The organism is Hylemonella sp. W303a, assembly GCF_046452315.1.
GTDB lineage: Bacteria > Pseudomonadota > Gammaproteobacteria > Burkholderiales > Burkholderiaceae_C > Hylemonella.
Genome location: NZ_JBKFDG010000008.1, coordinates 27,805 through 40,626, shown reverse-complemented (window position 1 = coordinate 40,626; position 12,822 = coordinate 27,805). Strand labels below are relative to the sequence as shown.

Here is a 12,822-nt window from a genome sequence, read left to right as displayed (position 1 = left end):
AGCCATTGGCTTCCCGAATCGGGGTGCAGTTTCAATAATGGCCCCAACTTGAACCCGCTACCCGTCGTTGGGCCTAGAACAAGAACATGAGCGTCATCAGCTCCGAGCGCGTGCTCACCTACCTGCGCCAGCCCAGCCGACCGGCCTTGCGACTGCCGGTCGGCGCTTGTGATGCGCATGTGCACGTGTTCGGGCCGACATCGACCTACCCTTACGCGCCCCAGCGCCACATGACGCCCGAGGATGCGCCGCGCGACACCTTGTTCGCCTTGCACCGGCAGCTGGGCATCGAGCGCTGCGTGATCGTGCAGTCGGTGGTGCACGGCCTGGACAACCGCGTGGTGGAGGACGCCATCGTGGCCGGGGCGGGACGCTATCTGGGCGTCGCCTTGGTGGATGTGGATGTACCGGACGAAGAACTGCGCCGCCTGGCCGCCGCCGGTTTTCGAGGCGTGCGCTTCAACTTCATGCAACGGCTGGGCGCGCCGATCGCGGTCGAGCCGGTCATCGCGCTGAGCCGCCGATTGGCCGAGGTGGGCCTGCATCTCCAGGTGCATTTCGAGAGCGCGCTCATCCATGGCCTGGGGCCCGCACTGGCCCACAGCGCCGTGCCCGTGGTGATCGACCATATGGGTCGCGTCGACGCAAGCCTGGGCGCGGAGCATCCTGACTTCCAGGCCTTGCTGCGCTTGATGGAGAACCCCTTGTTCCGCGTCAAGGTCAGCGGCATCGACCGCATTGATGCACAGGCGCCGCCCGAGCGACGTTACGTGGCTGGCGTGGCCCTGGCGCGCCAGCTCGTCGAGCGCTTTCCAGAGCGCTGCCTGTGGGGCACGGACTGGCCGCATCCCAACCACACCCACGTGCCCGACGACGGCGCGCTGGTGGACGCGCTGGCGCAGATCATGCCGGACCGGACGCATTTGGAGCAGGTGCTGGTTCACAACCCCATGCAGTTCTACCGATTCCCTGCATGACGACACCGCGCTCGATGAACGATCCCTTTGCCACGCCCGTGGCCGGCCGCCTGGCTGGCAAGGTGGCCCTGGTGACGGGGGCCGGTTCGGTCGGACCCGGCTGGGGCAACGGGCGCGCCGTGGCGGTGCGCTTCGCGCAGGAAGGCGCCATCGTCCATGGCGTGGACCTGGACAGCGCGCGTCTGCGCGAAACCGCCGAGAAGGTCGAGGCCAGTGGGGGCCGCTTCTTTGGCGGCGAATGCGATGTCACCCGCTCGGACTCCGTGGAGGCGGCTGTGCAGCGCGCGCTGCAGTCGCACGGCCGCATCGACATCTTGGTCAACAACGTCGGCGGTTCCGCCAAGGGCGGACCGGAGCAGATGAGCGAAGCGGTGTGGGACCAGCAGATCGCCTTCAACCTCAAGAGCGTGTTCCTGACGTGCAAGCATGTGTTGCCCGCGATGGTGGCGCAGGGCGGCGGTGCCATCGTCAATGTGTCCTCCACGTCCGGACTGCGCTGGACGGGCGCGGCCCAAGTCGCCTATGCCGCCGCCAAGGCGGGCGTGATCCAGATGTCCAAGGTGATGGCGGTGGAATACGCCAGCCGCGGCATCCGCGTGAACACCGTGGTGCCAGGCCAGTTGCACACGCCGATGGTCGAGGTCCGATTGGCAGGTCAGCGAGCCGGAGGCGATGTGGATGCCTTGCTGCGCGAACGCCAAGCGCGCATTCCTCTGCCCTTCATGGGCGATGGCCGCGACACCGCGACCGCGGCCGTCTTCCTCGCCAGCGACGAGGCCCGTTTCATCACCGGCGCCGAGATCGTCGTGGACGGCGGCATGTCCGTGCGCTGCGACTGAGGGCCGAACGCTGACGAACCAATACCCAACCCACACCGAACCATCACAACCTGGAGACCGACATGAAGCCTTCTTTTCCCAACCGCCGTGATTTCTCGCTGGGCGTGGGCGCCGCCCTGCTGGGCGCTGCCCTGCCGCTGCGCGCGCAAGGCAAGATCACGCGTTTGATCGTGGCCTTTCCCCCCGGTGGTCCGGTCGATTTCGTTGCACGCACGCTGGGCGATGCGCTGTCCCATGAGCTGGGGCATACCGTCATCATCGAAAACAAGCCGGGAGGCAACGGTGCGATCGCCGCCGAGTCCGTGGTGCGCTCCGCGCCGGACGCCACCACGCTGTGGTTGACCAGCGTGGGCGCCGTTGCCATCAACCCGTCCCTCTACCCCCGCCTAAGCTATGACCCGCTGAAAGACCTGACGCCGGTGTCCCTGGTCGTCAACAACGTAGAGGTGCTGGTGGTGCCCGCCAACGCGCCGTACAACACCGGCGCCGAGTTCGTCGAAGCAGCGCGCAAGCGGGGCCCCGACGCATTGGCCATGGCGTCCTCCGGTTCGGGCAGCGTGCCGCATCTGGCCATGGAGTTGCTGAACGACGCGGCGGGCATCAAGCTGATGCACGTGCCCTACAAGGGCGCCGCGCCCGCCATCACCGACGTGATCGCGGGCCACGTGGACGGATTCTTTGGCGACATCCCCGGCCTCATCAGCCACATCAAGGGCGGCAAGCTCAAGGCCATCGGCATCGCGGCCGCACGTCGTCACCCCCTGCTGCCCGAGGTGAAGACCTTCAAGGAAATGGGCATCGCGGGCGTGGACTCGGACAACTGGTACGCCTTGTTCGCGGGCAAGGGCACCCCCGCGACGGAAGTCAACCGCGTCAATCGCGCGGTGCGCAACGCCTTGCAGAACGAGGCCGTGCGCAGCAAGCTGGCGGCGTCGGGCGCCGAGCCGAGCGCGAACTCACCGGCGGAACTCGCGGCGCTCTTGCGCGCCGACACTGACAAGTGGGCTCGCGTGGTCAAGGCCAAGCAGATCAAACCCGACTGATCCGGCGGCATGCGCATCGCACCCATCACGCCGGGCACCCGTCCGGAGTTGGCCGCGCTGGAAGCGCGCATCGCCCAGGCGCGCGGCCGTATTTCGCCGCTCTACCAGCTGCTGCTCAACAGCCCGCCCATGGCCGAGGGTTGGGAGCAGATGCTGTCGGCGGTGCGCAACCGCAACACCTTGCCCGCGGACGTGCGCGAACTGGTGATCTTGCGCGTGGCGGTGCTCAATGGCGCGCCGTATGAGTTCGACGCGCATGTGCCGCATGCGCAAGCCGCAGGCGTGCCGGATGCCGTCATCGAAGCGCTGCGCCTGCCGTCCATCGAGGGGCTTGCTGGTCTGAGCGATTCACAGGCCCTGGCCTTGCGCTTGACCGACCAGATGACGCGCGACGTTCAGGTCGAACCCGCCTTGATGGATCAACTGTCGTCCTCGATGAACGAGCGTTCCTTGCTGGACCTGGTGGTCACCATCGCGGCCTACAACATGGTGTCGCGCCTCTTGGTGGCGCTGGAGGTCGGCCATTGAGCGAGCCAACCGTGTCCGTCGATGCGCTGTTGCTGCGCGCCAGTTTGCAAGCCCTGCGGCAAGCCTGGGGCGAGGATTGGGCCAGCAGCTTGCGCGCCGCTTATCCCGAGGTGGTCACCTTGCGTTGCGCGCATCAGGCAACGCAGGATCTGCTCTATGTCTACCTGGAGCTGCCGCGCCAGCTCAGGCTGGATGAATCCGCTTGGCAAGCTTGGCGCGCGCGCCTGAAAGAACGCGGACTGCCCAGCGCCGAACTGCATCGCCTGGAAAAGCAACTGGACCTGCCCGGTGTGTCGCAGGGCCAGGAGCCCCACGCGCATTACGTCGTCGAAACCGACGCGGACGAGGGGTGGATGCAGGAGATTGAGCGCTGGTACGCCGTCGAACACTTGCCCGGCCTGGCCAGCGTGCCTGGTTGCATCCGCGCCCAGCGCTGGACCAACCATGACGGCGGGCCCCGTTCGCTCGCCTGTTACGACCTGGTGAGCGAAAGCACACTCGGATCAGTGCCGTGGTTGGCCGTTCGGGGAACGCCGTGGAGCGATCGCACGCGGCCGCACTTTCGCAACACACGGCGGACCATGTTCCAGCCTGTGAGCGTCTAGGCCTTCGGTCAGGGCGCTGGCGTGGTGTAGCGCCGCAGGCCCGCCACCAGCGCGTCGAACACGGCGCGAAAGCGCGGGTTGGCGCGCAGGCCTTCGTGCATGACGACCCAGGTCGTCAGCGGAAACACAAATTCATCGGCCAGCACGCGCACCAGCTCTGGGTCCCGCCGCGCCAGCTCCACCTGGCAGGCGCCTATGCCCGCGCCCGCGCGCAGCAGCGCGCGCTGGGCCAGGTCACTGTCGCAGCGCCAGGCGAAGTTCTCGCGCTTCCAGAGCGGTTGGCGCTCGCTCGCCGCGCGGATGAAGGGCGTCTCCTGATCGAAGCCGATCAGCGCGTGCTGCGCCAGATCGGCCATCTGCTGGGGCTGGCCGTGCGCGGCGATGTAGCTCTGGTGCGCGTACAGGCCCACGGGCACGTCACCCACGCGCGTGGCCAGCAGCACGTCTTGCTGCGGCGTCGTCATGCGCACCGCGATGTCCGCCTCGCGCCGCACCAGGTCTTGCACCTTGTTGCTGAGCACCAGCTCAATCTCCAACCCCGGATGCTGTTCGCGCAGGGCCACCAGGATCGGCGGCAGCACCTCGACACCCACCACTTCGCTGGCCGACACGCGCACCGCCCCCCGGATGCCCTCGCCCAGGCCACGCGCGTTGCGTTCGAGTGCGGCGGCCGTGCTGTGCATGGCCTCCAGGTCCTCGCGCAGGCTCAGGGCCAGGTCCGTGGGCAGCAGCCCGGTCTGCGAACGCGTGAACAGCGTCACGCCCAGTGATTCCTCAAGCGCCGAAATGTGGCGGCCCACGGTCGGCTGCGCCAGGCCCAGCGCGCGGGCCGCGCCCGACTGCGAACCCTCCTGCAGCACGGACAGAAAGGTCCGGTACAGCTCCCATCCGATGGTGTTGGTCATGCATTAATGTATGGCGGCTCTGCACGTTTAGGCAATTCTCAAAGGGGCTGATCGCGCGAAGAATCCCTCCATCGCAACTTTGGATGGAGAACAGACATGCAGGACAGCAAGCCAACGAATGAGGTCGCCATTGCAGGGGCAACACGCGCGGCAGTCGCGGCAGGCGCAGCAGGCGCAGCAAGCCAGGCCTTGGTACTGGGCGCCACGGGCGGCATCGGCGGCGAGGTGGCGCGCCAGCTGCGCCAGGCGGGCTGGCAAGTGCGTGCCATGAAACGCGGCGTGGTCGCGGTGGTGGACGCTGCGGGCATCGAATGGGTGCCGGGTGACGCGCTCAACGCCGCCGACGTGCTGGCCGCCGCGCAAGGCTGCTCGGTGATCGTGCACGCCGTCAACCCGCCCGGCTACCGGCGCTGGGCCGAATGGGTGCTGCCCATGATGGACAACACCATCGCGGCAGCGCGTGCCGTGGGGGCGACGGTGGTGCTGCCCGGCACGGTCTACAACTACGGTCCGGACGTGTTTGCCCAGCCCATCCGCGAAGACGCGCCGCAGAGCCCGACCACGCGCAAGGGCGCGATCCGCGTCGCGCTGGAACAGCGTCTGGCCGACGCCGCCTCAAGCGGCGAGGTGCGCGTCATCATCGTGCGCGCCGGGGATTTCTTCGGGCCCAAGGCGGGCAACAACTGGCTGGCCCAGGGCATGGTGAAGCCGGGGCAGCCCGTCACCGCCGTGCAACTGCCCAGTGTTCAGGGTAGGGCGCCCGGCGTCGGCCACCAATACGCTTACCTGCCCGACGTGGCCGCCACCATGCTGGCCCTGTTGAAGAAACGTCATGAGCTGCCCGCCTTCGCGCGTTTCCACATGGCCGGTTATTGGGATGCCGACGGCCGCGAATTCGGCCGCGCCATCCAGCGCGTGGTGGCGCGTCGAGGTGGGCAAGCCCCGAAGTTGAAGGCCTTCCCCTGGTGGCTGATGCGCCTGGTTTCGCCTTTCGTGGCGACCTTGCGTGAAATGATGGAGATGCGCTACCTCTGGTCGACCGAGGTGCGGATGGACAACCAGCTTCTGGTGCGCACGTTGGGGCAGGAGCCGCATACGCCCTTGGAGGTGGCGTTGGAGGCGACACTGGAGGGGCTGGGGTGCTTGCCTGTGGAGCGAGGTTTGATGGCGCGTGCGGTGGGCTGAGAACGACCAGAAGCCGGCATTCCGAATCTCCGCTCAATCCAGTCGCTCAACGCCTATTGAGGTGGAGTCTCCTTGCCATTTGCCTCTAGACTCTGGCTCGACCGTTGCGTGGGTTGCCGACTTTATTGATACCTGTACAGAAATCCACTAAATTGAGAATCTCTTCAAGCGAAGGGGTTAAAACACAGTCTCGTTAGATGGCTCGATGGCTATGAATTGCACTGCGCCCGCCGCACAGCGGGTTCTCGTCGAGCGGCTACTTTCTTGGCCTCGTGTAAAAGCGCGGCTCTCAAAGTTCCCCGCTATCGCTCGGAACTTCCCAATCTCACTGTTGCAGGGCCGCCGCGAGGTTGCGCCCTATTTTTGCCACTACATGGCATGGCGGTTGGGCACCTTTCAAGATGAGCAACTGGTCCAGCGCCTCAATCAACTCATCGAGCACGCAGAGCTTCTGCCCAACTGGGAGCACGAGCAGGCGCTTCTTCAAAGTGGTGACTTTGCGGACTTCTGGTCTTTAGTTTGGCAGCTGCAGGTTGCTGAGTACCTCAGCACCCAGGGCGACAACGTCAGTTGGAACGCTGGCGGACCAGACCTTTCTGTTGACATAGGCGGGCAGAAGTTGTTCGTCGAGTGCTATGTCTACCGCAAGTCTTTCGGCGTCGAACTGTTTGTTGAAGAATTGCTCCAGTTGCTCGGTGGCGACTTGCGCGTATCGCACGATCTGTGCTTACCACTTTCGTTGCCAAATGACAGTGTGTCGCTATCCGACGAACTGTCGAGCCTCATGTCCCCGCTACTCGATAGCGAAGGACTGGCGGCAAAGCGCCACCTTGCTCGGGCCTGCTACCCGATCGTGTTGAGCAAAGCGAGCAAAGGTGGTCTCGCGATCTATCTCGAGGGACCAGACGCAGATTCATACGATCCGTCAGTGCGACCAAGGAACGTGGGTGATCCCGCCCAATATCTGCAGCGTGCGCTTCAGGAGGCCGCCCATGCGAAGTCGAAGTCGAATAAGTTGGGTTCTCATCGCCCCAATCTTGTGGCAGTGAACTACGCACTTAGCGCGGACGCCCAGCTGAGTCTCGCTCGTTTGCAATTGATTTCCCAGCCACTACCCAATGCGTTTGTTGGTGAGAACATCGACGCGTTTGCGTTTGCAGTGAAGGGCATTGACGGTGCATTGACGAAATACGATCTAAAGCTTGTGCTGGCCAGGTCTGAAAGCCATCCCGCCCATGCAATCACGGTGCCCGCCATCTAATTCAGGCGTTGAGTGTCCGCATTTCCCATCCTTGTCAGAAAAAGCGAGTTGATTGCAACGAGGGGGCGCCGGGTTTCATGGAAAATTTATGCCTGTACAGCTGTTGGAAATACAAGCTGCCAACGAAATATTCAAAAAAGATTTCAGGCGCTTTCCCAAGAACATGCGTCGGTGGTCTCCGAATCTATCCAACGCGGTTTGCCGTCTACCCTACGTTAGAGACCACACAACACAACCACACCGTCTTGTCATGAAAAGAATCCTTCAACTCTTTCTCTCCCCTGCGCTTCTTGTACTGATCGTCGCACCAGCTTTTGCGCAAGGTGTCCCAACCCTTGCCGATCTTCGCAAGGTCACGGATACCGCCATGGCCAAAGTTGGCAGCGGGGATATCGAAGGTGGTCTAAAGGCCTTTCGTCCGCTGACGATCATTCCACCCGCAGAGTTCGACGCAATGCTGGGGCAGCTTCCTTTGCAGTTGCCTGCCATGACCACACGCTTTGGGGCCTCAATCGGCCAAGAGTTCATCAAGGAAGATCTGATCGGTGACTCATTGGTCCGACTCGTCTACATCCACAAGTTCGAGAAGCACGCGATGCGCTGGATGTTCTACGGCTACAAGGGACAGAATGGCTGGGTTGTGAACACCTTTCGCTTCGATGACAAGTGGCAGGAGCTTTTCTGAGCGGTGACGCCTAGCCTGGAGGTTCCGTTCCATAGGACCGCCCGTTGGGCATGGACTCAGTGGACGCCAAACTGCTAGTGATTCCATACAGCGGTTCCAACGGACGTTTTGTTCGCTGCGCTGAGCGTCCGCTTTCTCAGAATCTGGCCGTCCGCAACGGGTCGAGAGAACGCATCGACCCTGCTCCAACTCAGTCCTGAAGTCAGCGGGGAAAATTGCCTAAGAGCGGCTTAGTCAAATCTCTACGTCCCGCGCCAACGGCATGTGCCAGCCGCCTTGCCCGCCTTCATCGACTTCGTGCACCTGCACCGGCGCTGACCATGGTCGTGCAGTCGTGCAGTCATCAGGCGGCCGCACTTTGTGCCTCAGTTCCAGTTATCGATCTTCAGGTCCTCGGGCGCGGGCTGGCCGCGGCCTTGCTCCACTAGCGCGCGCAGGCTCAGCAGAAAGGTCGCCCACTTCATGCTGCAGTGGGCCATGAACTCGACTTCCTCGCGCCAATCGCGGTGCGCGAACAGCAGCACGGTTTGGCCGTCGTGGCTCGACAGCGCGAAGCACACCTCGGTGCCCACCCATTCCGGCGGACCGGCCTGTACGGACCAGCGCACCTGTTGCGTGGCGGTGGGCGGCAACACCTTCATGACAAAACGCCCCATCTCGCCGCCGCCGTGGTCGCGGAAGGTGAAGGTGATGGTTTGGCCGACGCCGGTCTGGCCCTCGGTGTCGCGGGTCCACCAGCCCGCCAGGCCGTCGATGGTGGTCAGCGCTTGTTGAACTCGGGCCAGAGGGGCGTGGATGCCGATGCGGTGGGTGATGTGGTGCATGGTGGTTCCTTCAGGTGGGGATGAAAGGTTGAGGTTCGTCGGGGGTCAGTTCGTCGCGCGCCGGGGCCGACGCACCGCGCGCACGGTGCCGCTGCCGCCACCGCCGCAGTAGAAGAGGTCGGCGCCGTCGGATTCCATGCCGCTGACGCCCGTACCGGGCGGCATGGCCAGTCGGTCCAGCACCTCGCCGCTGTCGGGGTCGATGCGGCGGATCTCGCTTTCCTCGCCTTCCCAGGTGCCGTGCCAAAGTTCGCCGTCCACCCAGCTGACGCCGGTCACGAAGCGGTTGGCCTCGATGGTGCGCAGCACCTGGCCGGTTTCGGGGTTGATGCGCAGGATCGTGCGGTCCCGGTACTGGCCCACCCAGAGGCTGCCTTCGGCCCAGGCCAGGCCGGAGTCGCGGCCTTGGCCGGGTGCGGGGATGGTGGCCAGCACCTCGCCGCTGGCCGGGTCGATCTTGTCGATGCGCGCCTCGGCGATCTGGTAGAGGTAGTGGCCATCGAAGGCCGTGCCGGCGTCGCCCGCGCGGGGCAAGGTCCGCGCGATCCGGCCATCGGAAGGGTCGATGGCGATCAGCCGCTCGCCGACCGCAGCCCAGATTTGCTGGCCATCGTGGGTGATGCCATGGACGGCCTGCACACCCTCGTAGGGACCGAACTCGCGCACGATCTCGGCGGGGCGTGCCGATGGGGAAGGGCGGGGTGTCTTGCTCACGCGTGTCGCTCCTGAAGTCGCGCCGGGGATCGGCGCCGATGCAGGGAATTTACGCGTGTGGCGCCGCCGTGGGGAGTAACAAGATCGTCGTGAATTCGGCCAGGGGCGGCGCCAGCCAGCGGCGCGCGCGTCCCTGGCCCACCGCGCGGGCCTGGCCCTGCGCGACCAGCTCGGCCAGCGCGCGTTGCACCGTGCGCTGGCTGGCGTCGGTCGCCAGCGCGAGGGCCGAGGTGGACCAGGGCAGGCCATCACTCAACAAGGCGCGCAGCGCGCCCTGCTCGCCCGCGATAGGCGGCGCCAGCAGCACGGGTGTGCGGTCGGCGTGGGGACGCAAGGCATAACCACCGGCGGTCGCTTCCACGCTGGCGAACCCGGCGATCAGCGCGCGCAGGCGTCCCATCTCCACGCGCAGGCGCGCCCGGTGGCTTTCGTCCGGCCGCCGTGTGCGAAAGACGTTCGCGATCAAGGTCCCGCGCTCGGCCTCGCCCGGCCAGGCCAATGCCAGTGCCCGCGCGAGCGCGAACAGCACGGGCCGGCGCGCGAGCCCAACGCTGTGCTCGCCCGCCCGCAGCACCCGGTGCAAGCCATCGACCAGCAGGGTTCCGGGCTTGGCGAGCAAGTCGGCCACGCCATCCAGCGTCAACGCGGTTTCACGCCCTCCCGCATCCACGCGCAGGGCCGCGGTCTGTTCGAGCGCGGCGGCCACCTCGCGGACCTCCGCCAGCAGCGCGGGCACGCCCGCGCGCTGCGCCCAGGTGTGGGCCCGATCGAGCGCAGCCCGGGCCGTCGGTGTGTGCAAGGACCGCAAGGCGACTTCCGCCGACAGCAGTTCGATGACCGCCGCCACCACGGGCGTGGCCTTGGTGGGGTCGAGTGCGGCCAGCAAGCTCGCCGCTTCGTCCAGACGACCCAGCAAGAGTGATCGGCGCGCGACGATCAGCCGCGCGTGTTGGGCATTGCTTGCGTCGCCATGCGTGTCGAGCACGCCGATGGCCGTGGTCAAGCCCCGTTGCGAGGCGCCGAGATCACGCAGCGCCAAGGCCACCTCGGCCTCAGCGACCACGCAGCGCGCCCGCGACACGGTTTCGCGGGCGCCAAAGCCACGGGCGGCCTGGCGCAGCAGTTCGCGCGCCCGGGTGGTTTCACCCAGCTGGGCCAATGCCACGCCGCGCAGCGCGAGCGCGGGCGGGTCGTCGCGCAGGCTGACGTGCCTGAGCGTCTCGATCACGTCGCCCCGAGCATAGGCCCGGGCCGCGGCGGCCAGCAGGGAATCCATGCGGGCAGGGTAGCACGTGGCCTGACGTGCTCGGACGCGGCTCAACCCCGCATCAACACCGACTGACTCGGAAAGGCCTCGGCAAAGTTCTTAGTCAGCGGCGCGACAAACACGTTCTCCGTGCGCGTGCGCGCGATCTTCCAGACGCCATCCACCTTCTTGAACAGGTTGTTCAAGCGGCTGGAGCGCAGCAGGGCCTGGCCGTCGGAGAAGAGCCAGGGTTGCATGTGGATCCATTGCCCGTCGGCGTTGAGGCCGTCGGCGTGCACGTGGATCTGCTCGCTGGTCAGGTAGTGGGCGTTGAGCAGCAGGGCCGGGTCTTTTTTCTGGCCCCAGAAGTTCTGGAAGTGCGTGCGAATCGCGGCCTTGCCTTCAGCGCGGCCGAATTGGCCGTTGTAGTACTCGCCCACGCCTTCCCACACCGCGTCTTCCGCATAGAGCGCGAGAATTTTCTCGATGCGCTCGGCGTCGTCGGCCACGGGCTCGGGGCAGGGCGTGTCGCAGAGGAACATGTAGCGCGCCTGGATGCGGCGCACCTCGGCCTCGGCTTCCAGCACGGACACACGTTGCTGCAAGTCCAGCACGGCTTGTGTGAGTTGGGTTTCGGTCATGGTGGCGGGCTGTGTGCGGGTTTTTAGGCTGGGCTTCAGGCGGTGAGCTGCTTCAGCATCCACGCCGACGCGGCCAGGGTGGTGCGGTCACTGTGCAGGGCGCCGACGGCCTGCAGACCCACGGGCAAGCCCTGCGGCCCTTGCGTGAAGGGCAGGTGCACACAAGGCAGGCCGAGCAGGGTCCACATCCGGCACCAGGCCGGGTCGCCCGTGCCGCTTTCGAACAGCGGTGCTTCGCCGGCGGCGCTGGGGGCCAGCAGCACATCACAACGCGCGTAGAGCGCGGGCAGCGTGGCGCGGGTTTCTTCCACGTAGCGCAGCTGCGCTGCGTAGTGGGCGTAATCCATCTGCAGGCCCTTGTCGATCACGCCGCGCAGGCCGGCGCTGATTTCGTCCCCGTGGCGCAGGCGTTCGTCGGACAAGGCGCGCGCTGTCTCGAAGGCCATGATGTCGATGTGGGCCTGCGTGAGTTGCGTGTGGTCGGGTGACAGGGCAATCTCCACCACCTTGGCGCCGGCAGCGGCGAGCTGCTTCGCGGCCAGTTCCATGGCGGTGTGGGTTTCGGGCAGCAGTTGGTCGGCGTGGGGTTTGCACAGGCCGATGCGCAGGGGTTGGTGGATGGCGGGCAGATCGGCCAAGGTCTTGTCGCCGCTGAGCGCGGCGGCGAACAGGGCCACGTCGTCCACCGTGCGCGCCACGCAGCCGATGGTGTCCAGCGTATGGCTGAGCGGCTTGACGCCCACGCCCGAGATGAGGCCGTAGGTGGGCTTGTAGCCCACCACGCCGCAATAAGCGGCGGGGCGGATGATGCTGGCCGCCGTCTGCGCGCCGAAGGCCAGGGGCACCATGTCAGCGCCCACGGCAGCGCAGGAGCCGCTGGACGAGCCGCCGGGCGTGTGCTTCACGTTGCGCGGGTTGCGCGTGGGGCTGGCCTGGAAGGTGCTGAACTCCGTCGTGGCGGTCTTGCCCAGCAACACGGCGCCCGCTTCGCGCGCCAAGGCCACCGGCGCGGCATCGGCACGTGGGCGGAATCCGGCGTAGATGGGCGAGCCGTACTGCGTGGGCATGTCGTGGGTGTCGAACACGTCCTTCACACCCACGGGCAGGCCGTGCAGCAGTCCGCGCACGGGGCCCTGGTCCAGCGCGCGCGCCTGCGCCAGCACCTGGCTTTCGTCCACATGCACCCAGGCCTGCAATTCACCGTCGCGTTCAGCCACGCGCGCCAGGCAGGCACGGGCGACCGCTTCGGCCGAGAGGCTGCGGCTGTGCAGGCCGCGGGCGAGTTCGGTGGCGGAAAGCCGGTGGATATCAGAGGCGAGGGCGGGGGCGGATGTCATGGGCGATGCGCCAAAGCGTGGTGGGTTCCGGA

At 66.1% G+C, this 12,822-nt stretch carries 14 protein-coding genes; 8 read left to right on the top strand and 6 right to left on the bottom strand.

The window, feature by feature from the left end:
* Positions 1–86: 86 nt before the first annotated feature.
* The 5 genes from ACLBKS_RS14990 to ACLBKS_RS14970 all read left to right on the top strand — a co-directional run bounded on the left by ACLBKS_RS14990 (position 87) and on the right by ACLBKS_RS14970 (position 3,992).
* A complete protein-coding gene (locus ACLBKS_RS14990) occupies positions 87–977 on the top strand; it encodes an amidohydrolase family protein (protein ID WP_410193616.1) in 891 nt (296 codons plus the stop codon).
* Positions 974–1,816: an SDR family NAD(P)-dependent oxidoreductase gene (locus tag ACLBKS_RS14985; RefSeq protein WP_410193615.1), complete on the top strand. Its 843-nt coding sequence runs from the start codon at positions 974–976 to the stop codon at positions 1,814–1,816. The genes ACLBKS_RS14990 and ACLBKS_RS14985 overlap by 4 nt, the downstream gene beginning before the upstream one ends.
* Positions 1,817–1,878: 62 nt before the next feature.
* A complete protein-coding gene (locus ACLBKS_RS14980) occupies positions 1,879–2,859 on the top strand; it encodes a Bug family tripartite tricarboxylate transporter substrate binding protein (protein WP_410193614.1) in 981 nt (326 codons plus the stop codon).
* A 9-nt stretch (positions 2,860–2,868) separates the two neighbouring features.
* Positions 2,869–3,387, top strand: a complete 519-nt coding sequence (locus ACLBKS_RS14975) for a carboxymuconolactone decarboxylase family protein (RefSeq protein WP_410193613.1) — start codon at positions 2,869–2,871, stop codon at positions 3,385–3,387.
* Entirely contained in the window at positions 3,384–3,992 is a 609-nt protein-coding gene (locus ACLBKS_RS14970; protein WP_410193612.1) for a hypothetical protein, read from the top strand. The genes ACLBKS_RS14975 and ACLBKS_RS14970 overlap by 4 nt, the downstream gene beginning before the upstream one ends.
* A gap of 8 nt (positions 3,993–4,000) precedes the next feature.
* Here the strand turns inward: ACLBKS_RS14970 and ACLBKS_RS14965 are convergent, their stop codons facing one another.
* Positions 4,001–4,897, bottom strand: coding sequence for a LysR family transcriptional regulator (locus ACLBKS_RS14965; protein WP_410193611.1), 897 nt, complete (start codon positions 4,895–4,897; stop codon positions 4,001–4,003).
* Positions 4,898–4,993: 96 nt separating this feature from the next.
* On the opposite strand from ACLBKS_RS14965, the gene ACLBKS_RS14960 reads away from it, so the two are divergent.
* The 3 genes from ACLBKS_RS14960 (at position 4,994) to ACLBKS_RS14950 (ending at position 8,028) form a co-directional block, all read left to right on the top strand.
* On the top strand, positions 4,994–6,082 hold the full coding sequence (locus ACLBKS_RS14960) for an NAD-dependent epimerase/dehydratase family protein (protein ID WP_410193610.1): 1,089 nt from the start codon (positions 4,994–4,996) through the stop codon (positions 6,080–6,082).
* 373 nt (positions 6,083–6,455) lie between these two features.
* Entirely contained in the window at positions 6,456–7,343 is an 888-nt protein-coding gene (locus tag ACLBKS_RS14955) for a hypothetical protein (protein ID WP_410193609.1), read from the top strand.
* A 250-nt stretch (positions 7,344–7,593) separates the two neighbouring features.
* On the top strand, positions 7,594–8,028 hold the full coding sequence (locus tag ACLBKS_RS14950) for a hypothetical protein (protein WP_410193608.1): 435 nt from the start codon (positions 7,594–7,596) through the stop codon (positions 8,026–8,028).
* Positions 8,029–8,393: 365 nt separating this feature from the next.
* On the opposite strand, the gene ACLBKS_RS14945 is transcribed toward ACLBKS_RS14950, so the two are convergent.
* From ACLBKS_RS14945 to ACLBKS_RS14925, 5 genes are read right to left on the bottom strand one after another with little or no spacing between them, the layout of a single operon-like run.
* Positions 8,394–8,852, bottom strand: a complete 459-nt coding sequence (locus tag ACLBKS_RS14945; RefSeq protein WP_410193607.1) for an SRPBCC family protein — start codon at positions 8,850–8,852, stop codon at positions 8,394–8,396.
* Between the two features lie 45 nt (positions 8,853–8,897).
* The gene (locus tag ACLBKS_RS14940; RefSeq protein ID WP_410193606.1) at positions 8,898–9,566 is read right to left on the bottom strand and encodes a hypothetical protein; all 669 of its coding nucleotides are present in this window, start codon (positions 9,564–9,566) and stop codon (positions 8,898–8,900) included.
* Positions 9,567–9,615: 49 nt separating this feature from the next.
* Positions 9,616–10,842, bottom strand: coding sequence for a helix-turn-helix domain-containing protein (locus ACLBKS_RS14935; RefSeq protein WP_410193605.1), 1,227 nt, complete (start codon positions 10,840–10,842; stop codon positions 9,616–9,618).
* A gap of 41 nt (positions 10,843–10,883) precedes the next feature.
* Positions 10,884–11,453, bottom strand: coding sequence for a nuclear transport factor 2 family protein (locus tag ACLBKS_RS14930; protein ID WP_410193604.1), 570 nt, complete (start codon positions 11,451–11,453; stop codon positions 10,884–10,886).
* Between the two features lie 35 nt (positions 11,454–11,488).
* Complete coding sequence (locus ACLBKS_RS14925) at positions 11,489–12,790, bottom strand: amidase (RefSeq protein WP_410193603.1); 1,302 nt, start codon at positions 12,788–12,790, stop codon at positions 11,489–11,491.
* Positions 12,791–12,822 lie beyond the last annotated feature (32 nt).

Bases quoted from the DNA above. Each gene is read 5' to 3' on its own strand.
- ACLBKS_RS14990 (WP_410193616.1), top strand. From the start codon at position 87: ATGAGCGTCATCAGCTCCGAGCGCGTGCTCACCTACCTGCGCCAGCCC.
- ACLBKS_RS14985 (WP_410193615.1), top strand. From the start codon at position 974: ATGACGACACCGCGCTCGATGAACGATCCCTTTGCCACGCCCGTGGCC.
- ACLBKS_RS14980 (WP_410193614.1), top strand. From the start codon at position 1,879: ATGAAGCCTTCTTTTCCCAACCGCCGTGATTTCTCGCTGGGCGTGGGC.
- ACLBKS_RS14975 (WP_410193613.1), top strand. From the start codon at position 2,869: ATGCGCATCGCACCCATCACGCCGGGCACCCGTCCGGAGTTGGCCGCG.
- ACLBKS_RS14965 (WP_410193611.1), bottom strand. From the start codon at position 4,897: ATGACCAACACCATCGGATGGGAGCTGTACCGGACCTTTCTGTCCGTG.
- ACLBKS_RS14960 (WP_410193610.1), top strand. From the start codon at position 4,994: ATGCAGGACAGCAAGCCAACGAATGAGGTCGCCATTGCAGGGGCAACA.
- ACLBKS_RS14955 (WP_410193609.1), top strand. From the start codon at position 6,456: ATGGCATGGCGGTTGGGCACCTTTCAAGATGAGCAACTGGTCCAGCGC.
- ACLBKS_RS14950 (WP_410193608.1), top strand. From the start codon at position 7,594: ATGAAAAGAATCCTTCAACTCTTTCTCTCCCCTGCGCTTCTTGTACTG.
- ACLBKS_RS14945 (WP_410193607.1), bottom strand. From the start codon at position 8,852: ATGCACCACATCACCCACCGCATCGGCATCCACGCCCCTCTGGCCCGA.
- ACLBKS_RS14935 (WP_410193605.1), bottom strand. From the start codon at position 10,842: ATGGATTCCCTGCTGGCCGCCGCGGCCCGGGCCTATGCTCGGGGCGAC.
- ACLBKS_RS14930 (WP_410193604.1), bottom strand. From the start codon at position 11,453: ATGACCGAAACCCAACTCACACAAGCCGTGCTGGACTTGCAGCAACGT.
- ACLBKS_RS14925 (WP_410193603.1), bottom strand. From the start codon at position 12,790: ATGACATCCGCCCCCGCCCTCGCCTCTGATATCCACCGGCTTTCCGCC.